Source organism: Mucilaginibacter dorajii, from assembly GCF_024808255.1.
GTDB classification, from domain to species: domain Bacteria; phylum Bacteroidota; class Bacteroidia; order Sphingobacteriales; family Sphingobacteriaceae; genus Mucilaginibacter; species Mucilaginibacter dorajii.
Window position 1 is genome coordinate 1 of sequence record NZ_JANTYS010000019.1, and the last position, 26,462, is coordinate 26,462.

The window sequence follows — 26,462 nt, forward strand, 5'->3', positions numbered from 1 at the left end:
AAACTCAGGGGCGGGTAATTAACACCAGGAGCTAAACTGCTACACTGCCATAAGTTGCTTTTATAAAGCAAAACTCATAACTATTCGTGTCATTTTCAATGCGATTATTTGTGCGCAAATAAAACTTACTCAGGATGACAGTTCTTTATTTGAATTGTCATTTCCACTTTCAGAACTTCGCGAAATCTTATAACTCAGAATGACAGGATGGAAAGAACAGTTTTTTATGTCATTTCCACCTTCAGAGGCCGCAGATTTTACAGCAATGACGATTTTTTTCGCTTTTAAACAGCTTCTAAGAAAGCACCTCCTCTAACACATCGCCCGAGCGGATATTCCCGAAGCCCTCGATGTGCAGGGCGTAGTACTCCATTAGTTTTTGAATAAGATAGCGGCGTTCATCGTTACTGAATTTGAGTGACTGCATGTTTTCAAAACTGCATTGCAGCAAGGCGCTAAAGTTTTGCGTATGCGGCGGCGATAGGTACATCACGCTATCGGGTTTATATTTGCTAAACGTGCCGTTTTTAAGATCAAAGTAATCGGCATTGCCAATTAAAAACCTATCGGGGTAAAAACCCAGGTAACGGGTAAGCTGTGTCAAAAACAGCAGGTGAAAGTTAGCCACATTGCTATCCTGATGATCAAGCCATTCTATGGCGCTAAATACAAAATCAAAAATGTTCTCCTCGGCCGTTTGCTGTTTAATGGCCTTATAAAGCACCTCGTTCAAAAAAATGGCTATGCAGCTTTTAATTACATCGTAAGGAATAGTTTGCAGTACCGGCGCGTTCTTCAATTCGGCTATACGCTGTACACTGCCCGTGTTTTTATGGTAAACCACCAGATCAAGCAAGTGCAGCGGCTGCAGCATATTGCGGGCAATTTTGGCCTTTGGCTTTTTGGCCCCGTTGATGATGTATGATTGCAGTCCGAATTTTTCGGTAAAGATCTGTACAATCACGCTGCTCTCGCCATAGTCGGTCGCTTTAAAAACTATTCCGCGGGTTTTATGCAGCATGGTGTATCAATACAATAAGTTTGGGTAAAAATATCACTATACCGGTGATCAACGCAAACAGGGCTGCAATTACCACCGCTCCCGCGCAAACATCCTTAACCCGGCCGGCTTTTTCATTATAGCCCGGCGATACCAGGTCGGTTAAGGTTTCAATACCAGTATTTAAAAGCTCTACCACTAATACAAAGGCAATAGCCAGCACAATCCATTCCCACTCACTAAAGGAAATACCCAATACAAAGCCCAATACAACAGCAATCACGGCCAACACCAGGTGGATTCTGAAATTGGGCTGGGAGGCGGTTGCATAGCGCAATCCTTTAAAAGCAAAGCCAAAACTGCGTATCAGTCTTTTCATTAGGTAAAAATACGGGTTATTGATGTTATTGAAATTTTTTTTGAGCGAAGTGGGATTAAAACGCAAAGTTAAGTTATGCTGGGTTTTAAAATCCGTGAGCTTTGAAGGTGGAAATGACGTAACAAACTATCCTCACCACCCTGTCATGCTGAGTTGTAAAATTTCGCGAAATTCTGAAGGTGGAAATGACAATATAAAGCTATGTCATTGCGAGGAACGAAGCAATCGCGAACTGTGCAGATTCGCCCTGTAGAGCATGAGATTGCTTCGTGCCTCGCAATGACATGGTGGACTTGTCATGGGTAGTTGTAAAACCCGCGGACTGTAAAGGGGGAATGACAATCACCTTAAACCCGCTGTCATGCCGAACTTGTTTCGGCACCCCACTTGCTGAGTATACTTCAGGCGGATAACCTGTCCTGTGGGGTCCTGAAACAAGTTCAGGATGACTTCCGTTTTACAACTTGTCATGGGTAGGAACGAAGCGTCTATTCGCGAACTTCAAAGGGCTAATAGGCATGGCGTAGAATAGATCCTTCACTACGTTCAGGATGACAAAGTTTGTTTAAGATACGTTCATAGCGGTACTCATGTATACTTCAATTCCCGTCTTAATTCTTGATTCTCAACTCTTGATTCTTTTCCCCCCCCGGTTAAAATCTAAATTCGTAGTTTAGCGGCGGTCATTAAATCATATTCATGTTCTGGAAAAATACGGCATCATTTATACTTAAAAACAGACTTTTTGTGTTGATAGGCGTTATAGCGCTTAGTGTTTTTATGGGATATGAGGCATCAAAAGTAAAGATCACTTTTAATGGCGGTAAAGTACTCCCCGTTACCGATTCGGCCTACATCCGTTACAACCAATTCAAAAAAACTTTTGGGCAGGATGCTGCCACCATGGTTATCGGCATAAAATCCGATAGTCTGTTTAATAAGGATGTTTTTAACGATTGGTATACCATTGGCAACAGCATGCGCCAGGTTAAAGGCGTTAAAGCGGTGTTATCCATGGCCAATGTGTATAATCTGCAAAAAGATACCGCTAAGCACCGCTTTGTAATAAAACCTTTAGTTGCCCATGTACTGCCAACAGCACAGGCCGTTGATAGCGTAAAACAACAATTAGCCAATCTGCCTTTTTATAAAGGCCTGGTGTTAAGTAACGATGGCAAATCAACCCTGATGGCTATCACTTTTGATGACAAAATCATCAACACGCCGCTACGGGTGCCTATTATTAAAGAGATCCAGAAACTGGGCAGCGATTTTGAAACGAAGCACAATATTAAAGTACATTACTCGGGCCTGCCATTGATCCGCACCGTAGTGGGCGATTTGGTGGCGCATGAGTTTTCTATGTTCCTGAGCTTATCTATCCTCATTACAGCCTTAATCCTGCTTATCTTTTTCCGCTCATTTTTCCCGGTGGTGTTCCCGGTTATTATTGTGGTGCTGGGGGTGGTGTTTAGCCTGGGTACACTGGTGTTAATGCATTATGAAATGACCATCCTTACCGGCATTATTCCGCCACTGGTGGTGGTTATCGGTATTCCAAATACCATCTTCATCCTCAATAAATATTACCACGAGTATCAGCAAATCGGCAATAAAATGCAGGCTTTGCACCTGGCTATTGAAAGGGCTGGCATTACCACCTTTATTGCCAACGTTACTACAGCTATAGGCTTTGGCGTTTTATGTTTCACCAACAGCGAGTTGTTAACCCAGTTTGGCCTGGTAGCATCTATCAGCATTATGGCAACATTTGCTTTGAGCCTTATTTTGGTGCCCATTATTTTTAGCTACCTACCATCGCCCAAAAAACAAAAAAGCGGCATTAAGGATAGCAAAGTAATGGCAAAACTGTTAACCAGCCTGGATAATCTGGTGCACAAAAAACGGAGCGTTGTTTATATCACCACAATTGTTTTGGTTTTAATATCGGCTGTTGGTATTACTAAAATGAACATTAACGGCTACGTGGTTGACGATTTGCCCCAGCACAACAATACGCTGGAAGACCTAAAGTTTTTTGAATCGAACTTTAACGGAGTATTGCCTTTAGAGGTAAGTATCGATACCAAACGCAAAAACGGAGTGGTAAACCTGGGCGTGATCCGTAAGGTAGAAAAACTGGAAGCGCTTATTTCGTCGTACCCTCAATTCAGTCGTTCCATATCGTTGATCCAGGCCTTGAAATTCAGCACCCAGGCCTTTTATGGCGGCGCGCCGGAATATTACCGTTTGCCCGATGGCCTGGAGCAAAACTTTATACTTAACTATGCCGGCAACTCGGGCAGCAAAAGCAGTAACGCCCTCAATAATTTTATTGACAGCAACAAACAGGTAACCCGCGTTACCTTTGAAATGGTAGATGCCGGCTCAAAAAAAATGAACGTAGTACTGGCCGAATTACAGCCACGCATCGACTCTATCTTTAACCCTAAAAAGTTTCATGTGGAGCTTACCGGCAGCAGCATTATTTTTATAAAGGGCACCAATTACCTGCTTACCAATTTATATGAAAGCCTGGCCTGGGCCATTTTCCTGATTGCCATAGTGATGTGGATATTGTTCAGGGGCATAAAAATGATAGCTATATCATTATTGCCCAACCTGGTGCCGCTTATTATTACGGCGGGCATCATGGGCTTTTTCGGCATCCCGCTTAAGCCATCAACCATATTGATCTTTAGCATCGCCATGGGTATTTCCAGCGATCAAACCATATACTTCATCACCCGCTACCGCCATGAACTGCGCCATACCAACAAAAGCATCTCGCAAATAGTATCTGACAGTATTTTTGAAACCGGTGTAAGTATGATATTTATAGCCACAGTATTGTTCTTTGGTTTCGGCGTTTTTGTGGTATCCAAATTTGGCGGCACCCAGGCATTGGGTATCCTGCTTTCAATTACTTTATTGGTGGCCATGATCAGTAACCTTACGTTGTTACCCGCGTTTTTACTAAGTTTGGAAGGCGGCGTTGACAGGACTAAAATTAAAGGACCGGATATAGAGGAGTAGAAGCCTCGTTGCGGGAATAACTAAAGGGCAAGGCGCAGATGACTCACCCGGTCGACGCTGCGCTGGACCTCCCTCTCTCCGGCAAGCCGCAAAGAGGGTTAAAACAAAAAAATTCTCCGCCCCTCTATGCGCGAAGCGGAGAGAGGGGCAGACGAGCGCAGCGATGTCGGGGTGAGTCGTCTGCGATCTACCGGTTTAAATCGCAGGGCATAGAACGTTTGGCTTTGTAACATAAATAATCTTTTAATCACGATGGCAGAGTTTGAAAATGTACAGGTGTGGAATGATTTTGAAGCGATCTTTAACCAACAGTTACCGATAGCTCAATCATGGAGTAAGCTGATTGATTTGCTCGAAAATATTAAAGCCAAGTCTTACTGGACTCAAGTTCGGAATATTGATATTAAGACTGAGCGAAAGGAAATAAAAGACTGGTTTGAGCTAACTTTTTCTACCGATGAAATAACGGCCGAAACCAAATGTTTATGGGTTGGAATTCAGGAGTATGCAGACAAAGACGATGCCAAGCTTTATGGCATCTATTTAAGTGGCTACGATGTTGCCGGTCCGGATGAAATTGACGGCGACGAGCCTTCCTACTCGCCGGAAGACAGCATGATCATCCTGGATAATCTATCGGCCATTGAAAAACTCATCAATAGCGACAGCGACGATTATGATTTCCTGGATTGGTTGCTGCCTGTAGCTTACTGCTCCCTGGTTTTAGATGACATTATAAGGCAGGACCTATATAAACTGCTTGTTTTAAGGCACAATGATAAAATGGCTTTAGCTGTTGGGTACGATGGTGGGGATTATGTGACATTGAGCACTATAGAATAAGGAGCACCTATCGTAAAAGAACGCGGGTTTTGACTCACCCGGTCTACGCTTCGCAGGCCCACCCTCTCTCCGGCAAGCCGCAAAGAGGGTTAGAAGAAACAAAACCTTTTTAGCCCCTCTATGCCACGCAGTCGGAGAGAGGGGAAGACGGGCGTAGCCTCGTCGGGATGAGTCGTAACCGATATACAGAGCCATCATAAAGGTTCAAACAAATAGGTCGAAAGAAATTACATATACGGAACTCAAAACCTGCTCATATGGATCTTAAACTCAACAACAAAGTAGCGGTAGTATTAGCTGCCAGCAAAGGCTTAGGCAAGGCCATAGCCACTGCATTAAGTGCCGAAGGCGCAAAGGTGATCATTGGCTCGCGCGATGAGGGCGAGCTTGCCAAAACGGCTAAGGAGATCAGTAAATTAACCGGTAACGAGGTTGTGGCCATCCCCGTTGATGTTTCAAAAGCCGACGAGATCGAAGAATTTATAAACGATGCCGCCGCCAAATTTGGCCGGATAGACATCCTGTTGAACAACGCAGGCGGGCCGCCATTTGATAAGTTTGAAAACTTCGACGACGAACACTGGCAGAAAGCTTTTGAACTTAACCTGCTCAGTGTTGCCCGCTTAAGTAAACTGGTATTGCCCCATATGCAAAAAACCGGCAGCGGCCGCATTATCAACATCATCAGTGGCTCTGTAAAGGCGGTGTTGGGCAATTCGGTATTATCAACCAGCATGCGCATGGGCGTGGTTGGCATGGCCAAACTAATGGCCGATGAGTTTGGTCCGTACAATATCACGGTAAACAACGTAGCGCCAGGCCTCATTCTTACCGACCGTATTAAACACACCATGCCCAAAGATGTAGATCCCGAGCAAGCCATAAAAGATAAAGCAAAAAGCATCCCGCTTGGTCGCATAGGCAAGCCCGAAGAGTTGGCCGCCCTGGTTGCCTTCCTGGCATCAGAGCAGGCAGCTTATATTACCGGTACTACCATACAGGTTGACGGGGGAGCTAACAGGGCTATTTTTTAAACACGATTTTGGGATTGGGTAGGATTGACAGGATTTTTTTTTCTGAACCGGGATTAAGCTGATTTCCGGGATTAGTCAGGATTTTTTTTTGACCCTTGGTTTATGGGATTAAGGGATTCTCAGGATTTCTCCGGACGCAATCAAAATCCAAATAATCTGCTCAATCTGTTTAATCCCGGTTCAGACAAATCCTGTTAATCCTGCCAAATCCTCAAATCGTGTTATTTCTTAGCCTCTCTCAAATTATCAATAATAAGCGTAATAATGCTCACTATAGCGGCCATAAGTAAACCTGTGGCAGCGCCCTGTATATACACTTTCCATTGTGAGCCTTCAAAGGCCGGCACCACCATAGTTAATGAAAACAGGATAACTGATATCAATAACAGCAGGATAGTGCGCTTTACTTTATTATTTTTCACCCTTCTAAATTAAAAAAATCATTTATAATTTCCGTATTTTTGCAACCTCTTAAAAAAGAGGTGATAAACGGTAGAATATATAGATGTACAAGGAATATAAGCAGTTAAACTTATCGCAAACAGGCAAAGAAGTGCTGGAGTTTTGGAAACAGAACAACATATTTGAAAAAAGTATCAGCAGTCGCCCGGAAAATAACCCTTACACTTTTTACGAAGGGCCGCCGAGCGCAAATGGCATGCCCGGTATTCACCACGTAATGGCACGCTCTATAAAAGATATTTTTTGCCGTTACAAAACCCTTAAAGGCTACCAGGTAAAACGTAAAGGTGGCTGGGATACCCATGGCTTGCCTATTGAGCTTGCCGTTGAAAAAGCTTTAGGCATCACCAAAGATGATATTGGTAAAAAAATAACCGTTAAAGAATATAACGACGCCTGCCGCAAGGAGGTAATGCGCTATACCGATGTATGGAACGACCTGACCGAGAAAATGGGTTACTGGGTTGATCTGAACGATCCGTACATCACCTATAAAAACGAATACATTGAAAGCCTTTGGTGGATCCTGAAACAGTTATATGATAAGGATCTTTTATACAAAGGATATACGGTACAGCCATACTCGCCAAAATCAGGCACCGGCCTTAGCTCGCATGAGCTGAACCAGCCGGGTACCTACAAAATGGTAAAGGATACTACCATTGTTGCCCAGTTTAAAGTAAAACGTGATGCCGATTCGGCCTTTTTATTTGAAGGCATCAGCAGTGATCTGTTTATCCTGGCCTGGACAACCACCCCATGGACCCTGCCCTCAAACTGTGCCCTTGCCGTTGGCGAGAACATCAGCTACGTTAAGGTAAGTACTTTTAACCCCTACACTTTTGAACCGGTTTGCGTTGTATTGGCCAAAGACCTGGTAAAAAAATACTTTAAGGCCGAAGGCGAAAACGCTTCTTTTGAAGATTACAAAGGCGGTGATAAGATCATCCCCTGGAAGTTGCAGGCCGAGTTTAAAGGCAAACAGCTTTTAGGCATCCACTATGAGCAACTAATGCCCTACGTAACCAATGCCGACCTGGAGCAAAACGCTTTCCGCGTGATCCCGGCCGATTTTGTTACTACCGAAGATGGTACCGGCATTGTGCACACCGCATCTATATTTGGCGCGGATGACTTCAGGGCCTGTAAAGAAAACAACGTGCCATCGGTATTGATTAAGGACGAGAATGGCAAGGATGTTCCGTTGGTGAACAAACAAGGCCGTTTTGTTGATGAGGTTACCGATTTTGCAGGCTACTACGTTAAAGAAGAATATTATACCGCCGAAGAGCGTGCCGTTGAAGGTTTTAAACCCACCGACGTACTGATCTCGATCAAACTAAAAACCGAGAACAAAGCATTCGACGTAAAAAAATACGAGCACAGCTACCCCCACTCCTGGCGTTCAGACGAGCCGATCCTGTACTATCCGCTGGATAGCTGGTTTATCCGTACCACTGCCGTTAAGGATAAGATGGTAGCGCTCAACAAAACCATCAACTGGAAACCAGAATCGACCGGTACCGGCCGTTTTGGGAACTGGCTTGAAAACCTGGTTGACTGGAACCTTTCGCGTTCGCGTTACTGGGGTACCCCGCTGCCTATCTGGCGCGAGGAAAATGGCGGCGAAGAAAAATGTATTGGCTCGATAGCCGAACTGAATGCCGAAATTGAAAAGGCGATAGCCGCAGGCTTCATGCCGGCAGGTTTTAAGCTGGAAGATATGCACAGGCCATACGTTGATGATGTGATCCTGACCTCATCAACCGGCAATAAAATGTTCCGCGAGCCAGATCTGATAGACGTTTGGTTTGATAGCGGTGCCATGCCGTACGCGCAATGGCATTTCCCGTTTGAAAATAAAGAGGAGTTTGCCAAAGCCTACCCTGCCGATTTTATTGCCGAAGGTGTTGACCAAACCCGTGGCTGGTTCTTTACCCTGCATGCCATAGCCGTAATGCTTAGCGAATGCAGCGAAGAGGTGCGGAAGGTGAACGAAGAGGTAGGCAACGGTGGTGTAGCGTTCCGCAATGTGATCTCGAACGGGTTAGTTTTGGATAAGAACGGTAACAAAATGTCTAAACGTTTAGGCAATGGTGTCGATCCGTTTGAAACCATTGAGCAGTTTGGTGCCGATGCGCCACGCTGGTACATGATTAGCAATGCTGCGCCATGGGATAACCTTAAATTTAACACCGAGGGGATAGACGAGGTTCGTCGTAAATTCTTTGGTACGCTGTATAATACCTATTCGTTTTTTGTGCTGTATGCCAATATTGATAAGTTTACGTACAGCGAAGCCGAAATAGAGATCGGCAAACGCCCGGAGATTGACCGCTGGATCATTTCCCTCTTAAATACCCTTAGCCGCGAGGTAGATGGTTTTTATGCCGATTTTGAGCCGACCAAAGCTGCCCGTGCCATACAGGAATTTGTAGACGCCCATTTCAGCAACTGGTTTATCCGCTTAAGCCGCCGCCGTTTCTGGAGGTCTGATAACTCGGATGATAAGCTTTCGGCTTACCAAACGTTATATACTTGCCTGATTACCATCAGCAAACTGATGTCGCCTATAGCGCCTTTCTTTGCCGATAGGTTATATTGCGATTTAAACGCGGTTACCGGCAAAGAGGCATTTGAATCGGTACACCTGGCCTACTTCCCCGAGTATCATACCGAACTGGTGGATACCGACCTGGAAGAGCGTATGCAGCTGGCACAGGATGTATCATCATTAGTGTTGTCGTTACGTAAAAAGATCGGGATCAACGTTAGGCAGCCGCTTAGTAAAATCCTTTTACCTATCTTGGATAAGGATTTTAAGGCACATGTGGAGCAGGTAAAAGAATTGATATTATCTGAAACCAACATCAAAGATATTGAGTATATTACCGACACCGCAGGCTTCATTAAAAAGAAGATAAAACCAAATTTCAAGGCCCTTGGCCAAAAGGTAGGGAAGGATATGAAGGCCGTGGCCGAGATAATAAATAATTTTACAAATGAAGACATTGCTTCATTAGAAGCGAATGGCAGTATTGATATAGAAGTTGCTGGTACTGAACCACTCACCACTCACTACTCATTACTTACTTCAGAGGTTGATATCATTGCGGAGGACGTTCCGGGCTGGCAAGTTGCAAATTTAGGCAAACTAACCGTGGCTTTGGATGTTACGATAACCAACGAATTAAAACAGGAGGGGATCTCAAGAGAGTTAATTAACAGGATCCAAAACTTGCGCAAGGCAAAGGAATTTGAGGTAACGGATAAGATAAGTGTACGCCTTGAAGATCACGCTTACATGAGCGAAGCGGTGAAAAACAATTTATCTTATATTTGCGCCGAAATTTTGGCCGAAAGCTTAACGCTTGAAAGCCAGTTAAATGAAGGTGATAAAATAGAGATTGATGGAAATGAAATTTTGATTGTTATTAGTAAAATATAAATGAAAGTAGAAAACGAAAAAACCAGATATTCTGAGTCAGACCTGCAGGAATTTAAAGCACTCATCCTGGATAAACTGCGTATTGCTAAAGAAGAATTAAACTCACTTGCAACTTCATTAAGCTCGCCAAACGCGAACGGAACTGATGATACCGCAGGAACTTATAAAACGCTGGAAGACGGATCGGCCACGCTGGAAAAAGAACAGATTAACCAGTTAGCTGCACGCCAGAAAAAATTTATCGATCAGCTGGAGGCTGCTTTGGTACGTATTGAAAACAAAACTTACGGTATTTGCCGCGAAACCGGTAAACTGATCCCTAAGGAGCGTTTACGTGCCGTACCGCATACCACCATGACAATGGAAGCAAAATTGAAGCAATAAATGAAGGCTGCTTATACCAAACCTTTTTTAACTGCTACGTTTATAATTCTTGCCGACCAGATCATCAAAACCTGGGTTCGTGCCCACATGTATATGGGCGAAGAGATCCGTTTTTTGGGCAATCACGGCATGCTGCACTATACCGAAAACAATGGCATGGCCTTTGGCATGGAATGGGGCGGCGATGCCGGCAAGCTGGCTTTAACGCTATTCCGCATCTTCGCGGTTTGCGGAATTGTTTACAGTTTGATCTATTTGATCAAACATAAATATAATCGCGGTTTAATCATGAACGTAGCGCTGATTTTAGCAGGCGCGGTAGGCAACATCATCGATTCAACCTTTTACGGTATTATGTATAAATACGCCCCGCTGTTTCACGGCCGGGTGGTTGATATGTTTTACTTCCCGCTGCTTAGGGGTACATTCCCATCATGGGTACCGGTTTGGGGCAATGAGCCTTACGAGTTTTTCCGGCCCGTATTTAACCTGGCCGATTCGGCCATTTGTGTTGGCGTGATCATGATATTAATTTATCAAAAACGCTACTTTAAGCACGAAACGCCCGAAGTACCAAGCCCAAACAGCGAAATGGTTGAAGAATAAAAAATATTTACTGCTACAAACGCAAACAGCCTTTATGATTGATCATAAAGGCTGTTTGCGTTTGTAAGATGAGGTTATTGCAGGAGACTGATTATCAATATATATTCAGGCAACACCCACGCCGCCCTCACTGCAGGCTTTTAAAGCCAAGGACTTTGAAGGTGTCATTTTTTTTTACCGTACCACAAGCTGAATTAGTAGCCTCATCCCGGCTATGTCCTTTGGAGAGGATTATTCGCATTTTAATTTATTTTGGACACTCATGACGGCTGCGCCGTTTAGGAGAGGCCGAGGCTGCTTTTACATTTCTTAATCATCGCCTTAATATGATCTTCCTCTTTCTTTGTCGCTATCACCTTAGTCAGCGCGATTTGATAGTAGCCTAAAGCTTTCTTATAGTCTTTCAGTTTAAAAGTATAATCGCCGGCTATTACATAAGCAAAATAGTATTGGGGGTTGGTTGCTACCAGGCTATCGGTATTGATGGTTTGGTTATCCAGCACGCGCTGGCGCATGCGGCGGAAGTTTACAAAATCTTTGTATTGCGATGTAGACAGGAAGGTATCGGCCGGTACGGTAAGATTTTGTTCGATGATCTCCTGGTCCTGTTTCATACCACGCAAGCCAAATACCTTTTTCAGATCGTAGCATACATACTCGCCTAACTGCCATGGCGAGGTGCTTACCCATACCAACAGCTTTTTAGGCTCAAATACAATACTATGGTGGCTCATCAGCTGGTTAATAGCCTTTTCGTTCCCCATGCCTATGTTTTCGCCGTGCAGGCCTTTCTGATCACGCAAAATAGTTATGGTTTTTTGTACGGTGTTTTTGCCGTTGGCATTCAGCAATTCCATCAGGCGGTTATAACGGTAGGGTGATGCGCTTTCGGCCATCTGGATCTTGTTTTCTTTTGATTGACTGAGGCTCTTGCTTTGAAAATGGTTGGCGCACACAATATAATCCTGGTGCGGGTCGTACATATCCAACGTATCGGGCGTTTTTTCGATCACTACCGCTTTGTTATCGGCAGCCGATGCTACCAGGAACGCCTCGGATACAAACATCTTACGCTTTTTGGCAATGGCATACGCTTCCTGTGTATTTTTGGCATATTGTAATATCTCACGGGCTACCAGCGATACCGGCGTTGCCGCCCCTGTTGGGATATTGGTTTTATCGGCATTAATGGTTACGCTTATGCCTTTCTCGTTCATGCCGGATACCGCACCAATAAAACCGCCCCAGGTAACGGTCATGAATTTATATCCTTCGGATGGATTAAAAAATGCCACGATTTTATCCTGCGCGAATTTATCGCCCACATAAAAATCAAAATTGCGACCGACAATCATGGTGCTATCTTCGCTTTTAACACCCCAGGTGCCAAAAGAAGTACAACCCACCAAAGCCATACTTTGCAGCGCGTGGCCAATATCATGTGCCGCGTGGTAATTTAAAATACGCTGATAGTTTGAGCCGATGTACTGGTACTTATCTGATGCCGATTTAGAGATGCCGTAGATCTCCTCCTTGTATTCTTCGGTTACGTTTTTATCCAGGTTGCGGTTAAACCAGGCAATAAAGTATTTTAAAAAATGGCGGTAAAAATTGGAGGGCACTATGCGACTGATTTGCTCTACAAAATGATCTTCCTGAGCAACAACCAGTTCCCGGCTCAGCTTGCCATTAATTACGCCGCGTTCAAATGGTTTACCTTCCACATACATTTCAAACAAACCGCTTTTGCTTTTACGAAACCAGCTGTTGTTAATGGTATAAAAGCCTTTACTCGGTTCCTGCCTTTTTAGCTGTGAGCTGCTCAGATCCTTTGGCTCGGGCGGGTAATCAATAGCCACGGCATACAGGTATGCCATGCCAATGAGGATCAGCAATACAAACCCCAGGAAGGCGTATAAGGAACGTTTCCCGAATTTTTTCCAGCTAAATTTTTTGTTATGTTTCAGGTTGAAAATGTTTAATTTCTATTAATGTTAAAAGATAGGGGGATTGTGCTTGTTTTTTTTTCAGTAACCCCACACTATGTCATTGCGAGGAACGAAGCAATCTCATGCTCTACAGAGCGAACCTGCACAGTTCGCGATTGCTTCGTTCCTCGCAATGACATAGTGTAAATTGATCCTTTACGCATTCCTTATCTTCCCAATTATAGCATCATCGCCCAATAACGTAGTACACGTAACAATGGCGCTCATGGCCGTGCCCAAAATGCCATGCAGGTTTAAATTTTGCCCGGTAAAATACAGGTTAGGAATTTTGGTGCGCGGCGATATAAATGTTTTTAAGGTGTGCTTATAATCTTTTACAATACCGTACAACGAACCGTCACCATTACCGATATAATCGCGGTAGCTAAGCGGCGTGGCCGAGTAATACGATTTAATGTGTCCCCTGAAACCCGGAAATTTTTTCTCTACCATATCCAGCAGTTTTTCGCTCTTGCGGATCTTAAACTCCTCGTACGTTTCTCCCCGCTCATTAACGTTGGCTACGGTGTTAAATGTATCCTCCCAGGGTTTCATTTCCTCAAAGCGCATGTAAGTCAGGATAGACGCACCATCGGCAAAATTGGGCGATTTGGACGAGGGGGCCATAAAAAAGGCATAGCCCAGCGGCCAGTTCTCCTCGTTATATTCGGCTATGTCCCAAACGTGGCCATCTTTGCCCACATAGTAGTTGGTATTAAAATAGGGGAAACTATCCTTTTTAAAAACTACGTTAAGGGTAAACGACGATACCGAATTTTCCAATCCCTTTAACCGGTTACGGTAAGCTGGCTTGATAATGTCCGAATCGGTAATGGCCAGTGTTTGCACCGGGTGCATGTTGCTGATGAATTGCTTGCCGTAAATTTTCTGGCCCTCGGCAGTTTCCACATGGGTAACCTGCCCGCCTTCAACCACAATACGTTTCACCTCGCAATAACGTTTAATAACTCCACCGCGCGAACGGATATTTTTGGCAATAAGCTTGGCTATTTGCGAACCACCGTCAATACATTTATAGGAGCTTTCTATATAGCTGTTCAGGATCAGCGCGTGTACATAAAACGGAGTTTTATCGGCCTGACCGGCATATAAAGCATTATTGCCCGCAAGCACCGCCTGCAAACGCGGGTTATCCGTTAACGACTCTATGAATCCCTTGGTATCAATTTCCAGTACAGCAGATTTTTCATTAAAATCGTCGCCACTGTTTAAATTGTATAACGAGAATTTGCTGCAAACCTCTTTGATCTTATCGCAGTAGGCATTCAACACCGCTTCCTCGCCGGGGAAATGTTTCAGGATATGACTGATGAAATTATCATAACCCTGGGCATACTCGTATTCGGTGTCCTCTTCATAAATGCCTATCTTATCAAAAACAACATCCTGTTTTTGCAGCTTCAGCTTATCCATCAGGTCGAGGTATTTGAAGATCTGGTATAGGTTTTGGCCTTTATCCAACCCGCCAAGGTAGTGCACGCCCGAATCAAAGATCACTTTATCGCGCACATAGGTTTGCAACGAGCCGCCAATCTGCTGGTTTTTTTCAATAACGCAAACCTTAAATCCTTCCCTGCTCAGTAAATCGGCACTCACCAATCCCCCCATACCACTGCCGATAATTACAGCATCAAAAATCTCCATTTATCTAAATCCCTGTTTTATGTTATAGTTTATAACTCTTTTATTGAGGTTTATTCCCTCCTTAAACATACCCGAATGTGCATCTTTTAATTATTACCACAAAACAACGCTGTCATTTCGAATCCTTGAAGGGTGGGGAGTTGGGTGGCAAGGGTGAGAAATCTTATACAACAGCCAACGTTGCTTATCGCTTGTATAAGATTTCTCCTCACCCCTGATGCACAATCCCCCCACGGTTTCGTTCGAAATGACATTTTTCTTTATTGGAAAGATGTAGTATACACGTTCATCCTCCATTGTAGCCACTTTACATTATCATTTTAAGAAATCTACAGGTTGCTCCATCGGAGCAAAAGCTTTGTAGCATATATAAATTAACATTTTTGCGTGCCGTAGGTGCGCTACATAGGTTCCGTACCTACGGCACGGAGCGCCGTCTTTTTATTTTTCTACAAAGCTTTACCCCCTACGGGGGATAAAATTCTTAAATTAATAACAATCAAGAGGGAATTGCCCCCCCCCCTCCATCACTTTTTTATTACAAAAATAATATTTGATGTGTACTTAGTTTCATCAATTATCTGGCATTGCATGTTATTGGCCGCTGCCAGCTGCTGAACCATCTGCGCCGATAAAAACGACAGACCGCGACTGGCTTTATTAAACTTAACAAACTTAGTCGAAAAAAATTCGGTAAGCTCTGTTCCGCGGTGCTTTTCCTTCAGGTCCTTATTTCCATCGCGAATGATGATGCTGCCACCGGGCTTAAGATTGTTCATGCAGCGCTCCATGATCAGTTTTTGCTCATCGGGCTGCATATAGTGCAATACATCGGCAATAATAATGGCATCGTAAGGCTCCATTTCAAAATGGAGGGCATCGGCATGTTCAAAACGTATCAGGCTGTCTTTATTAAAATTGTTATTGGCAACCTCTATTTTATCCTCATCATAATCAATGCCTGTAAAATTGCGCCCTGGTGCGGCAAAGTGCAGCATGTAGGGCATAAAGCCATATCCGCAGCCAATATCCAGCATTCGGCCTTTTAACGGTAGCAGCTCATGAAAAGGTTGATAATTTTTTTCGAACCTAACCTTTATCCGCATGTACCATTCTAATATGGGGCCTTTGTAAAGGTAGTTGTATATCAGCTGCTCGCGATAGTAGCGGGGCTGCTCTACCTGTTGGCATAGTTGTTTGTATTCGGCTTTAAAATGTTTGCTGATAGCCTTGGTGCGTTCAGAGTAACCTGTTCCAAAATCAGTATTGTCCGGCGTAATGCGGGGCAGGTATTTGAGGGTGATTCGTCCGTTTTTTAGCAGGAAATCGCCCTTGGTCATGCAGTAACCGGTACCGTGAATGAGGATGGGCTGAATATCTATACCCAGTTGTTCGGCCAGGTAAAAGGCACCTTTATGAAAGCGTTTGATGTCGCCATCAACAGAGCGTGTTCCTTCGGGGAATATCACTATAGAATAGCCTTGCTTTACCCTGCCGGCCAGCAGATCGATGTTGGCTTCGGTACCTTGCGTCACCGGGAAATAATCGGCCATGCGCACTACCGCTCCAAACACCGGCGAGTTCCATACCCAGTTATTGGTAAACAATATGAGCCTTGGGTTAAGCATCACCAAAATCAAAATATCTAAAAACGACTGATGATTAGCAATGATCACCGATGGGTTTTTAAAATCGACCAGGTGCTCATCAATGATCTCCTTTTTTACATTGCCCATAATGTAGATCATCGACCATGAAAAACGCGCCATAATATGATGATAAACCAGCTTGCCTTTTTCTTTATTGAAGGGATTAAGCTTAAACAAAAAGCCCAGTAATGACAAAATAATGCAGCCGGTTACAAAGTAAGTGAAAGCGAAAATGCTGATGGCGAAACCGCTGATGGTCCAGGGAAATTGTTTTTTTTGCGTGCGGTTTTTAATGAGGATATTGAACAGGAAAGGGATCAGGATTTGCGACATGATGACCACGCACAGGATGCCGATGATGGATATGGCGGCTATCGACCGCAAGGCGGGGTGTTTGGCAAATATCAATACCCCCAGGCCGGTTATGGTAGTTATGGCCGATAAAAAGATGGATGATTTGTAGGATGACAGTACCTTTTTGCCGGTTTTATATTCCTGCAGCAAACCATCCATAATGTACAGGCTGTAATCATCGCCCAGGCCAAATATCAATGCCGAAATAATGATGTTGACGATGTTGAACCCTATGCCGAAAATGCCCATCAGCCCCAGGATCCAGATCCAGGAAATGGCCATGGGGATAAAGGAAACCAGCGCCAGTTCCATGCGGCCATAAGTAAGCAGCAGCACAATGAATACCAATGCCGATGACATTACCGCGATGCTGGTAAAATCGGCATTGATGATCTGTACTAATTTATTGGTGAGGTATTGCTTATCAATAACCGTAACATTCGGATCGTTTTCAAAAGCTTTGTAAATGGCGGCTTTATTTTCTGGCGAGGTTTGCACCAGCGTTACCACCGTGGAGTGACTTGGATATTCGTTAATAAAATTATCCAGGAAGCTTTTCCTGATCTCGGCTACATCATCATCGTTGGTATGCGAAAAATCGGTATTCAACAACGTTCTGAATTTTTCAAATGCCGATGTGCTGAAGCCCTGCGCTTTGCCTTCTTTTTCAAGGGTGGCTAATAGTCGCTGTTTTTTTTCGGTAGTCCAGTAGGCATTCCAACGGGCAACGCGTTCTTTTTGCAGCGAGTCTGAAATAATAAATGATGATACATCCGATGAGCGCTTTACAATGTTTTGCTGTTTTAGCTTTTCTATCTGCGCGGCCAGTTTTTCGTTGTTGATTAATGCCCGGTCCAGCGTTTTCCCTTCCGATACCAGGTAAACCGATTGCAGGGCGTACTGGTTAATCTTATTCAGCTTGTTTTGCGATAGCTGCAGGGCTGGTGGCATGTAGTTCATTTTGGCTACATCAAACTCAAAAGTTACATCATTGGCCTTGTAAAAAAACACACCTGTAAGCAGCATAATGCCTATAACAATGTACTTATTGTATTCGGGGTTAAAGGAAGCCAGTTTATCAATCCATGAAAGCTGGTTGAAGCTGTGGTTCTCCTGTTCTTTTTTGGTGGCGATGAACTGCGGCAAAAACACCAGCGAACAGATAGACGCGCCTATCAAACTAAAGGCGGCAAACAGCCCCAGGTCCTTCAGCATTTCCGACTCCACAAACTCCAGGCAAAGGAAACCGCCAATGGTGGTAAAGCTGCCCACGGTAAGCGGCATTACCAGGTCTTTCAATACCTGCTCCACACTTTTGGTATGGCGGTAATGGTTAAACACATGCAGCGAGTAATTGATAGCGATACCCAGCACCACCGAGCCCGTACCCAAAGCGATAACCGAGATACTGCCCTTTAAAAAATAAATGGCCGTAAGCGAAAACAAGGAGCCAAACAGCACCGGGATCAAAATAATAATGGGAGCCCTTTTTTTACGGAAGTATAAACCTAAAAACAAAACAAGCGCAACCACGGTAGCACCCTGGGTAAGGGCGGTATCGCGGCGCAGCTGCAAGGCATTGCCATAATAAACCGCTGCCGAGCCAAAGTAGGTGGCTGTGGTTGCCCTTGTGCCTTTATGGCTTAGGCTATCTATCAGTTGATCCAGCCCTTTTATTAAAAACCCGTTTTTCCCCGTGTTATTTGGCGGATAGGCCGGGGTAATAAACATCAGCAGGTTTTTATGATCTTTAGTAACCACGTAGTTATCATAAAGCTCAAAGTTTTTATCGTACTGTAATTGCTGTAATTTTTTCAGGGCGATAAAGGAAATGCCAACCGGATCATTACTGATAATACTTTTGAGCGCAATTCCTGCCGGGGATGTTAATGTGCGGTAATCATAGGCCAGGGTTTGTTTTACCTTTTCCGGGCTAATGAGGGTATCAATGGTTTGATAATCTTTTTCATTAAGATAGATGGGCAGGCGCTGGCTAATGGTGCCAAACAGCTTCATCACCACATCATCATCAACCTTAAAATTGGTTTTACCAATGTAGGGTTTAAGCTTTTGGCCTACGTTGTTTGCAAACTCATCGGCAAAGCTTACCAGGCTATCGGGTTTGGCAGTGGCATTGCTATCTTTAAGCGCCACCATGATCACCAGCTTATCTAAAAACTTGGAGTTTTGAAAAACTTCGTTTAGCTTGTTGATCTTTTTATCCTTTGGGATAACCTTGCTGATATCCTCCTCAAACTTTACCCGCGATGAAAAGTAGCCCAAAAACAAAAAGCAGCAAATAAACACGGTATAAAAAACAACCTTGTGCCGGGCAAAATAATGATATATGAGGATAAGGCCTTTTTCCATTTACCGCGGGCTTACAGTGCAGCCGGTGACTTTTTTAATATTTTGAGCAGGGCATAAGTTACCAAACCCACCGTAAGCGAGGCCACCACGGCTAAAGTAAGACTGCCATAAATATACTGCTCCAGGTGCGCTCCTATAGTTCCAAAGATGTTAGCGTTAAATTCCATGGCGGTAACCCTATCGCCCATCCAGCGCTCGCCGGCCTTGTAGCTTAAAAATATAATGACCGGGATCATGGGTGGGATACTGATATGGGCCGAGAACACCACTAATGCTTTGTTCAGCTTAAATATGATGGATAAAAAGATAGCCACCATTAACTGGAAACCCCAGATGGGCACTATCCCCATAAAAACGCCAAAAGCTATGGATAAGGCTTTTACCTCGTCGCTATCGTTGGGGTTATATAACGATGCTATTATCTTTTTACGTCCTTTTTTTTTTAGCAGGTTAAGGAAAAAGTCGCGCGGTTTGATCCATACAAAAGCGATGATCACCAGGAAGGCGTTAAGCACACCAACCCGCGAAAAATCGGTAACGGGCCGAAAGTGCGATACCCGGGTCTCTTTAGGTGCATAGTAAACCGTAACCGGTACCGAATCCATATGCACCCCGCGCCACGAAGCTCTTACAATCACCTCAATCTCAAACTCGTACTTTGCGGTGTGAAACTTCAATCCCTGTAACAGATACAATGGGTACAACCTGAAACCCGATTGGGTATCGGGGCAATGAATGCCCGTTTCTACCCAAAACCAAAAATTGGAGAATTTATGCCCGAAACTGCTTTTGCCCGGCACAGCCGCCTGGTTCATATTGCGGGAACCAATAATGATGGCATCGCGTACGTTTTCAAGCTTATCTAAAAACGCGGGGATATCCTTGGCAAAGTGCTGCCCGTCAGAATCAATGGTAATAGCGTACTGGTAACCCTTTTTCATCGCGTAAGCAAATGCCTGGCGCAACGCCCAGCCTTTACCTATATTTTGGGGATAACTGATGAACTGCACAGCAGGGAAAGTTTTCACAATTACCTCAGTATCATCGGTTGAGCCATCATTTACCACAATAATATGGTTGCTATAGACCGATACATCGTTAATTACGCCGGCCAGGGTAAGGTGGTTATTATAGGTAGGAATAATTACACATACCTGCAATTCATCAAACCGTTTACTTACTAAGTCTGCACTGTTCATTAATTACCCTTAATTGTTACCAATTTAAAAACCACATTTTTCGACATAACAAAATTAGTGTTTTATCTGATGAGTGCGAGGTATTCATTTACTTTTTGATGATCGCGGGGGGTGTTAATTAATAATTAAGCACTTTCGTGATTTGGCACGGCGCTTGCCTTATAGGTACATATAAAAGAAAAGCATATGAAAGCCCTGATAGTGTTGATAATGGTAAGCCTTTTCCTGAGCAGCTGCAATTTGAGCGAAAGCGATACGGCTGTTAGTATAGAAGTTAATAATAGCCTTAAAGGTGTGGAGATTACCCAGGCTACAGATAAATACGACCAGAGCCAGGGCTTGTTCCACATCCGAGCAACCATCAGGCGTACCGGTCGGCAGCATATTGGTAACCTACAGTTAAAAGCCGACTACTACGATGCCATTGGCAACAAACTGGCCGAATCAAAAGTTGACCCCGAAAATGAAATTAAACCCGGCGACAGCGACGATGTGGAAACCACCTACCTGTTCCCAACCGTAGCCGACCTGCCAGCCCGGGTGGTGCTCTCTGCCAATGACGATTCCCTGAACGAAGCCGCTCTGCGCATTGAAAGTGCCCGGTAAGCGTTCGTCACCCTACCTCGTTCTGAAATAGGTTTACTTTTATTGATTAGTACTGTGGTTGGTTTACACTAATTTTAACCATTATTGAAGTAAGTGACTGATAGAGAAGCTTCAAAGTGTTCCACCGGTTTCATTTTTGAAAAAACGCAACTTGCTGATTACTGATAGAAATGTGTTCCAAAGCGTTCCACGTGTTCCACCCGTTCCGGTGGAACACCGTTGAAGTTGCATTGGTAATTAGCAAACAAAAAGCCCCGGTTTATTTTTCCTCATACTCCCTTTCCTTAATTAACAACCAGCAATAAAAAAATTCTAATCCGTTTGTAACCTTATCGGGATGGCTCTCGTCAATATTGCATCAAATATTAACCGTTTTTTTGAAAATTTTATCCTATTTTCGGACGTTTTTTGGGTGAATTTTTATTGAAATTTACCGGTTTTTATCTAAATATAATTTATAGTTCATGATACATATAGGGGGGCGGTATCTTACTGCCGATGATTTTTCCAAAATCCTGTTTGATGGGGAAGAAATTGGTTTAGATGCATCGGTTGTAAAGAATGTGGAGGTTAATTACCAGTTTTTGCAGGGCTTCTCCTCCAACAAACTGATATATGGTATCAACACTGGTTTTGGGCCAATGGCGCAATACAAAGTAAGTGAAGAAAATCTGCTGCAGCTGCAATATAACCTCATCCGCAGTCATGCTTCGGGTGGTGGCAATTTAATGCAGCCCCTGTTAGTTAAGGCTTTAATGATAGCCCGTCTCAATAGTTTTGTACAGGCCCGTTCCGGCGTACATATCGATCTGCCTAAATTATTGGTTGATTTGATCAATAAAAACGTAGCTCCCAACGTATTTGAACACGGCGGCGTAGGCGCATCCGGCGATCTTGTACAGTTAGCTCACCTGGCTTTAGTACTCATTGGCGAAGGCGAACTAAGCTACAAAGGCGAACAGCATGCTACAGAAGATGTATTTAAAGAGCTTGGCATAGAGCCGCTTATCATTAAGATACGGGAAGGTTTGGCTATCATCAACGGCACATCGGCCATGACCGGAATTGGTATGATGAACATCATCCAGGCAAAAAAACTGTTAGAATGGTCGGTAGTATTATCGGCCATGATGAACGAAGTGGTGCAGGCTTATGATGATCATTACTCTTATGAACTCAATGCTGTAAAACACCACAGGGGCCAAAACGAAGTTGCCGCCATTATGCGCGATGTACTTACCGGTAGCAAAATGATCCGCGACCGCTCCGAGCATTTGTACAACCCCGATAACCTTAACCAGGAAGTGTTTTTAGATAAAGTACAGGAATACTACTCGTTACGTTGCGTAACACAAGTGTTGGGCCCCGTTTATGATACCATTTTTGAAGTAGAGCGCGTAGTTACCGATGAGCTTAACTCGGTGAATGACAACCCGGTTATAGACCACGAGAATAAAAACATCTTCCACGGCGGCAATTTCCATGGCGACTATGTTTCGCTGGCTATGGATAAGCTAAAAATAGCCATCACCAAGCTGTGTATGCTGTCTGAAAGGCAGCTTAACTATATCCTTAACGATAAGCTGAACCACAAATTCCCGCCGTTTGTGAACCTTGGTGTGCTGGGCTTTAACTTCGGGATGCAGGGCATGCAGTTTACGGCTACATCAACCACGGCCGAAAATCAGACCTTAGCGTACCCTATGTACCTGCACAGCATCCCCAATAATAATGATAACCAGGACATTGTGAGTATGGGCTGCAACGCGGCGCTCATCACCAAAAAAGTGATTGATAATACTTTTGAGGTTCTGGCTATTCAAATGATGTCGGTGCTGCAGGCTATTGATCACCTGGATTGCTCAGAGAAGCTATCGCCGACAACACACCTGGTGTATACCGATCTGAGAGCCATATTCCTTAAGTTTGTGGAGGATGCCCCTAAGTATAAAGACCTGGCAAGGGTTAAACAATACTTCGAAAAATCGGAGCATGTTCACCTGATCAAGAAGAGAAACTCGGCCGTATTATAGTTTTTAGCATTCAATATTTTAGCAGATAACATATGAAATGTGCATTAGTGACAGGCGGATCAAGAGGGATAGGCAAGGCAATTTGTCATAAACTGGGTTCAATGGGCTATTATGTATTGGTAAACTACAAAAGCAACCAAACCGAAGCCGAAAACACCTTAGCCACCATTAAAGAAAATGGCGGAGACGGCGAGATCATCAAATTTGATGTAGCCGCAAAGGAAGATATCCGCACCGTTTTAGGTGGCTGGATTGAGGCCAATACAGAAAAATATATTGAAGTGCTGGTAAACAATGCCGGCATTAAAGACGATACCCTGATGATGTGGATGAAGGATGAGCAGTGGGACAGCGTTTTAAATACTAGCCTGGGCGGTTTCTTTTACGTAACCCAGGTGGTGTTAAACAGTATGCTGGTAAAAAAATTCGGTCGCATAATTAATGTGGTATCACTATCAGGCTTAAAAGGCTTGCCCGGGCAGGTTAACTACTCGGCTGCAAAAGCCGGCGTTATTGGGGCAACCAAAGCCCTGGCGCAGGAAGTTGCCCGGCGCGGTGTTACGGTTAACGCCGTGGCTCCTGGTTTTATCCGTACCGATATGACCGAAGCCCTTGATGAAAAAGAACTTAAAGCAATGATCCCTATTAAACGGTTCGGTACTCCCGAAGAGGTAGCGGCCGTAGTGGGCTTTTTAGCATCGCCCGAGGCCTCCTACATCACTGCCGAGGTAATTTCTGTTAATGGAGGCCTGTATTCCTAATTAATTGTTTATTCACAAAAGCATCATTTTAAAATTTCAATCGTTAAGTAATTTTAATTAGTTTTAAAAGTATTTGTAATTGATTAAGCCGCTAATAGTGTTATGAACAGAGTTGTGATTACGGGAATGGGTATTTACTCGTGTATAGGCAAAAACCTTAACGATGTAAGAGATTCGCTATTCCAGGGCCGGTCGGGAATATTATTAGATACACAGCGTAAAGAGTTCGGTTACCGTTCTGGCTTAACCGGTTTTGTTGAAAGGCCCAACCTGAAAGAAAAGCTCGACAGAAGAGCACGCATCATGCTACCCGAACAGGGAGAGTATGCCTATATGGCCACTATTGAAGCATTAGGGCAGGCCGGGATAGATATGGATTATCTCGATCAGAACGAAGTTGGTGTGCTTTACGGCAACGATAGTTCTGCCAAGCCTGTGATAGAATGTATTGACACCATCCGTTTAAAAAAAGATACCATGCTGGTAGGCTCAGGGGCGGTTTTTCAAACCATGAACTCCACCGTGAGCATGAACCTGGCCACCATATTTAAATTAAAAGGCATTAACCTAACCGTTAGCGCGGCCTGCGCCAGCGGCTCACATGCCATTGGCCTGGGTTATCACCTAATAAAAAGCGGCTTACAGGAAGGTATCATATGCGGTGGTGCGCAGGAGCTTAACCATTTTTCGATGGGGAGTTTCGATGCTCTTTCGGCATTCTCTATACATGAGGCGCATCCAACCAAAGCGTCACGTCCGTTTGATCGCAGCCGGGATGGCCTTGTGCCCAGCGGAGGGGCTGCAACCGTAATTTTAGAAAGCCTTGAATCGGCACAACGCCGTGGAGCTGCCATTTTAGGAGAGGTTGTTGGCTACGGCTTTTCATCAAATGGTGGTCATATCTCAAACCCAACTGTTGGCGGCCCCGTACGTTCTTTAGCTATGGCTTTAAGAGACGCGGGTATGAGTGCTGCGGATATAGATTATATTAACGCCCATGCCACCTCAACACCTGCCGGCGATGCCAGTGAAGCTAAAGCTATCCACGAGGTTTTTGGATCAAGCAAACCACTGGTTAGCTCAACCAAATCAATGACCGGGCATGAATGCTGGATGGCTGGTGCCAGCGAGATAGTGTACTCTATGTTAATGCTGCAAAACTCGTTCATCGCACCAAACATTAACTTCGAGACGCCTGATGAGGATTCTGAAAAGTTAAACATCGCCACCAAAACAATTGAGCAAAACATCGATGTGTTTTTATCAAATTCTTTTGGGTTTGGTGGCACCAACTCGTCCCTGATCATAAAAAAATATATTGATTAACCTTATCTAAACCACCTTATGCAATTTTCAGAAATCATAGCTAAAACCAATGAATTCCTGGCCGAAGAGTTCGAGATCGATATTACAAAGATCACACCCCAGGCCGTATTGAAAGACACACTTGAGCTTGATAGCCTTGATTATATTGACCTTGTGGTTGTAATTGAAAGTAATTTTAACTTTAAGGTACAGCCCGAGGATTTTGTGAACATTGTTACCTTCCAGGATTTTTACCTATATGTAGAAACCAAGGTGAACGCCAAAGAACTTGTTTAACATTTGATATTAACGAACATAGTTCCGCTTGTATGTAATTGAGCGTTCTTCGTTCTGTATTTGATTAACCAGTAAGCCCTGCAAAGTTTTTAACGTTCTGCCACATATGTTTATCCCTCCTGCAAACACGCCCGACCTGATCCCACAAAAACACCCCTTTGTGATGATAGATCATTTGATTTATAGCGACGAAAATAGCAGCCGCACTACTTTTTGTGTGAAAGCAGATAATGTTTTGGTTGAAGATGGTGAATTTGGCGAATGTGGATTGGTTGAAAACATAGCGCAAACGGCGGCGGCAAGGGCCGGTTACATTGCTTTAAACGAAACAAAAGCCGATGCGATTGGCTATATCGGTGCCATTAAAAACCTTGAAGTGTTTGGGTTGCCCCAAATAAATGATATCTTAGAAACTGAAATTATTATTGATAATCAAATATTTGATGTTACGCTGATATCTGGCAAGGTAAAACGCGGTGATGAAATATTGGCCCGGTGCCAGATGAAAGTTTTTGTAATTCAACAATAATAAGTTAACCTGGATCTTTTATAATTATATACTTAGTACCGGGGTTAATTCCTGGTTATCAAATAAACAACATTGCAGAAAACACTGAAGCACGCCACAGAAATAATCGTAAAATTTAGCGAGGTAGACTCATTGGGTATTGTGTGGCATGGGCACTATGTACGTTATTTTGAAGATGGCCGCGAGGCTTTTGGTAAAGCTTTTGGTATAGACTACCTCACTGTTTACAATAATGAGTATGTTACACCAATTGTAAGTATTGACTGCAAATACAAACAGGTTTTGCGGTACGGCGATAGTGTAATTATTGAAACCGAATACATACCAAGCGAAGCCGCGCGCCTTAATTTTAATTATCGCTTATTAAACGCGGCAACGGGCGAGGTAGTAGTTACGGCATCAACAGTGCAGGTTTTTTTAAGCCGCGATAATTTTGTACTGCAGCTAACCAATCCGCCTTTTTTTGAGGAGTGGAAAAAGAAACATTCTTTAGCTTAAGTGGTATTTTTAGGAA

The 26,462-nt window shown here is 43.9% G+C and carries 20 protein-coding genes; 13 read left to right on the forward strand and 7 right to left on the reverse strand.

Annotated elements, in window-relative coordinates; all coding sequences use genetic code 11:
* Nucleotides 1–295: 295 nt before the first annotated feature.
* Entirely contained in the window at nt 296–1,021 is a 726-nt protein-coding gene (gene recO / locus FHS10_RS21620; RefSeq protein ID WP_259094555.1) for a DNA repair protein RecO, read from the reverse strand.
* On the reverse strand, nt 1,011–1,379 hold the full coding sequence (locus FHS10_RS21625; protein WP_259094558.1) for a diacylglycerol kinase: 369 nt from the start codon (nt 1,377–1,379) through the stop codon (nt 1,011–1,013). The genes recO and FHS10_RS21625 overlap by 11 nt, the downstream gene beginning before the upstream one ends.
* Before the next feature lie 699 nt (nt 1,380–2,078).
* On the opposite strand from FHS10_RS21625, the gene FHS10_RS21630 reads away from it, so the two are divergent.
* The 3 genes from FHS10_RS21630 to FHS10_RS21640 all read left to right on the forward strand — a co-directional run bounded on the left by FHS10_RS21630 (nt 2,079) and on the right by FHS10_RS21640 (nt 6,292).
* Nucleotides 2,079–4,415 (forward strand): efflux RND transporter permease subunit, encoded by a 2,337-nt coding sequence (locus FHS10_RS21630; protein ID WP_259094569.1) that lies wholly within the window; start codon nt 2,079–2,081, stop codon nt 4,413–4,415.
* A gap of 252 nt (nt 4,416–4,667) precedes the next feature.
* Nucleotides 4,668–5,258: a hypothetical protein gene (locus FHS10_RS21635; RefSeq protein ID WP_259094572.1), complete on the forward strand. Its 591-nt coding sequence runs from the start codon at nt 4,668–4,670 to the stop codon at nt 5,256–5,258.
* Nucleotides 5,259–5,515: 257 nt separating this feature from the next.
* Nucleotides 5,516–6,292, forward strand: a complete 777-nt coding sequence (locus FHS10_RS21640; RefSeq protein WP_259094588.1) for an SDR family NAD(P)-dependent oxidoreductase — start codon at nt 5,516–5,518, stop codon at nt 6,290–6,292.
* Nucleotides 6,293–6,513: 221 nt separating this feature from the next.
* On the opposite strand, the gene FHS10_RS21645 is transcribed toward FHS10_RS21640, so the two are convergent.
* The gene (locus FHS10_RS21645; RefSeq protein ID WP_259094590.1) at nt 6,514–6,714 is read right to left on the reverse strand and encodes a hypothetical protein; all 201 of its coding nucleotides are present in this window, start codon (nt 6,712–6,714) and stop codon (nt 6,514–6,516) included.
* Nucleotides 6,715–6,797: 83 nt separating this feature from the next.
* Between FHS10_RS21645 and ileS the strand changes: the two genes are divergently transcribed.
* From ileS to FHS10_RS21660, 3 genes are read left to right on the forward strand one after another with little or no spacing between them, the layout of a single operon-like run.
* Nucleotides 6,798–10,202, forward strand: coding sequence for an isoleucine--tRNA ligase (ileS, locus tag FHS10_RS21650; protein WP_259094594.1), 3,405 nt, complete (start codon nt 6,798–6,800; stop codon nt 10,200–10,202).
* Nucleotides 10,203–10,586: a TraR/DksA family transcriptional regulator gene (locus FHS10_RS21655; RefSeq protein WP_184547488.1), complete on the forward strand. Its 384-nt coding sequence runs from the start codon at nt 10,203–10,205 to the stop codon at nt 10,584–10,586.
* A complete protein-coding gene (locus FHS10_RS21660; protein WP_259094598.1) occupies nt 10,587–11,192 on the forward strand; it encodes a lipoprotein signal peptidase in 606 nt (201 codons plus the stop codon).
* Between the two features lie 278 nt (nt 11,193–11,470).
* Here the strand turns inward: FHS10_RS21660 and FHS10_RS21665 are convergent, their stop codons facing one another.
* The 4 genes from FHS10_RS21665 to FHS10_RS21680 all read right to left on the reverse strand — a co-directional run bounded on the left by FHS10_RS21665 (nt 11,471) and on the right by FHS10_RS21680 (nt 20,417).
* A complete protein-coding gene (locus FHS10_RS21665) occupies nt 11,471–13,069 on the reverse strand; it encodes a C45 family autoproteolytic acyltransferase/hydrolase (protein ID WP_259094600.1) in 1,599 nt (532 codons plus the stop codon).
* Nucleotides 13,070–13,336: 267 nt separating this feature from the next.
* Complete coding sequence (locus FHS10_RS21670) at nt 13,337–14,845, reverse strand: phytoene desaturase family protein (protein WP_259094602.1); 1,509 nt, start codon at nt 14,843–14,845, stop codon at nt 13,337–13,339.
* A 527-nt stretch (nt 14,846–15,372) separates the two neighbouring features.
* Complete coding sequence (locus FHS10_RS21675; protein ID WP_259094613.1) at nt 15,373–19,218, reverse strand: trifunctional MMPL family transporter/lysophospholipid acyltransferase/class I SAM-dependent methyltransferase; 3,846 nt, start codon at nt 19,216–19,218, stop codon at nt 15,373–15,375.
* 11 nt (nt 19,219–19,229) lie between these two features.
* Nucleotides 19,230–20,417, reverse strand: coding sequence for a DUF2062 domain-containing protein (locus FHS10_RS21680; RefSeq protein ID WP_259094616.1), 1,188 nt, complete (start codon nt 20,415–20,417; stop codon nt 19,230–19,232).
* 186 nt (nt 20,418–20,603) lie between these two features.
* Here FHS10_RS21680 and FHS10_RS21685 point away from each other — a divergent pair, with 186 nt between their 5' ends.
* The 7 genes from FHS10_RS21685 (at nt 20,604) to FHS10_RS21715 (ending at nt 26,446) form a co-directional block, all read left to right on the forward strand.
* Nucleotides 20,604–21,023 (forward strand): FxLYD domain-containing protein, encoded by a 420-nt coding sequence (locus FHS10_RS21685; protein WP_259094619.1) that lies wholly within the window; start codon nt 20,604–20,606, stop codon nt 21,021–21,023.
* A 464-nt stretch (nt 21,024–21,487) separates the two neighbouring features.
* On the forward strand, nt 21,488–23,056 hold the full coding sequence (gene flxA, locus FHS10_RS21690; RefSeq protein WP_259094621.1) for a flexirubin biosynthesis tyrosine ammonia-lyase FlxA: 1,569 nt from the start codon (nt 21,488–21,490) through the stop codon (nt 23,054–23,056).
* A gap of 32 nt (nt 23,057–23,088) precedes the next feature.
* Nucleotides 23,089–23,817 (forward strand): flexirubin biosynthesis SDR family reductase FlxB, encoded by a 729-nt coding sequence (flxB, locus tag FHS10_RS21695; RefSeq protein WP_259094624.1) that lies wholly within the window; start codon nt 23,089–23,091, stop codon nt 23,815–23,817.
* Nucleotides 23,818–23,919: 102 nt separating this feature from the next.
* Nucleotides 23,920–25,143: a beta-ketoacyl-[acyl-carrier-protein] synthase family protein gene (locus tag FHS10_RS21700; protein WP_259094633.1), complete on the forward strand. Its 1,224-nt coding sequence runs from the start codon at nt 23,920–23,922 to the stop codon at nt 25,141–25,143.
* 18 nt (nt 25,144–25,161) lie between these two features.
* Nucleotides 25,162–25,419 (forward strand): acyl carrier protein, encoded by a 258-nt coding sequence (locus tag FHS10_RS21705; protein ID WP_259094635.1) that lies wholly within the window; start codon nt 25,162–25,164, stop codon nt 25,417–25,419.
* A gap of 106 nt (nt 25,420–25,525) precedes the next feature.
* Nucleotides 25,526–25,948, forward strand: a complete 423-nt coding sequence (locus FHS10_RS21710; RefSeq protein WP_259094637.1) for a hotdog family protein — start codon at nt 25,526–25,528, stop codon at nt 25,946–25,948.
* A gap of 72 nt (nt 25,949–26,020) precedes the next feature.
* On the forward strand, nt 26,021–26,446 hold the full coding sequence (locus tag FHS10_RS21715; RefSeq protein ID WP_259094639.1) for an acyl-CoA thioesterase: 426 nt from the start codon (nt 26,021–26,023) through the stop codon (nt 26,444–26,446).
* The last annotated feature ends 16 nt before the right edge of the window (nt 26,447–26,462 follow it).

Bases quoted from the DNA above. Each gene is read 5' to 3' on its own strand.
- FHS10_RS21700 (WP_259094633.1), top strand. From the start codon at position 23,920: ATGAACAGAGTTGTGATTACGGGAATGGGTATTTACTCGTGTATAGGC.
- FHS10_RS21710 (WP_259094637.1), top strand. From the start codon at position 25,526: ATGTTTATCCCTCCTGCAAACACGCCCGACCTGATCCCACAAAAACAC.
- FHS10_RS21625 (WP_259094558.1), bottom strand. From the start codon at position 1,379: ATGAAAAGACTGATACGCAGTTTTGGCTTTGCTTTTAAAGGATTGCGC.
- FHS10_RS21655 (WP_184547488.1), top strand. From the start codon at position 10,203: ATGAAAGTAGAAAACGAAAAAACCAGATATTCTGAGTCAGACCTGCAG.
- FHS10_RS21675 (WP_259094613.1), bottom strand. From the start codon at position 19,218: ATGGAAAAAGGCCTTATCCTCATATATCATTATTTTGCCCGGCACAAG.
- FHS10_RS21660 (WP_259094598.1), top strand. From the start codon at position 10,587: ATGAAGGCTGCTTATACCAAACCTTTTTTAACTGCTACGTTTATAATT.
- FHS10_RS21680 (WP_259094616.1), bottom strand. From the start codon at position 20,417: ATGAACAGTGCAGACTTAGTAAGTAAACGGTTTGATGAATTGCAGGTA.
- flxA (WP_259094621.1), top strand. From the start codon at position 21,488: ATGATACATATAGGGGGGCGGTATCTTACTGCCGATGATTTTTCCAAA.
- recO (WP_259094555.1), bottom strand. From the start codon at position 1,021: ATGCTGCATAAAACCCGCGGAATAGTTTTTAAAGCGACCGACTATGGC.
- flxB (WP_259094624.1), top strand. From the start codon at position 23,089: ATGAAATGTGCATTAGTGACAGGCGGATCAAGAGGGATAGGCAAGGCA.
- FHS10_RS21665 (WP_259094600.1), bottom strand. From the start codon at position 13,069: ATGGCATACCTGTATGCCGTGGCTATTGATTACCCGCCCGAGCCAAAG.
- ileS (WP_259094594.1), top strand. From the start codon at position 6,798: ATGTACAAGGAATATAAGCAGTTAAACTTATCGCAAACAGGCAAAGAA.
- FHS10_RS21630 (WP_259094569.1), top strand. From the start codon at position 2,079: ATGTTCTGGAAAAATACGGCATCATTTATACTTAAAAACAGACTTTTT.
- FHS10_RS21685 (WP_259094619.1), top strand. From the start codon at position 20,604: ATGAAAGCCCTGATAGTGTTGATAATGGTAAGCCTTTTCCTGAGCAGC.
- FHS10_RS21705 (WP_259094635.1), top strand. From the start codon at position 25,162: ATGCAATTTTCAGAAATCATAGCTAAAACCAATGAATTCCTGGCCGAA.
- FHS10_RS21670 (WP_259094602.1), bottom strand. From the start codon at position 14,845: ATGGAGATTTTTGATGCTGTAATTATCGGCAGTGGTATGGGGGGATTG.
- FHS10_RS21640 (WP_259094588.1), top strand. From the start codon at position 5,516: ATGGATCTTAAACTCAACAACAAAGTAGCGGTAGTATTAGCTGCCAGC.
- FHS10_RS21635 (WP_259094572.1), top strand. From the start codon at position 4,668: ATGGCAGAGTTTGAAAATGTACAGGTGTGGAATGATTTTGAAGCGATC.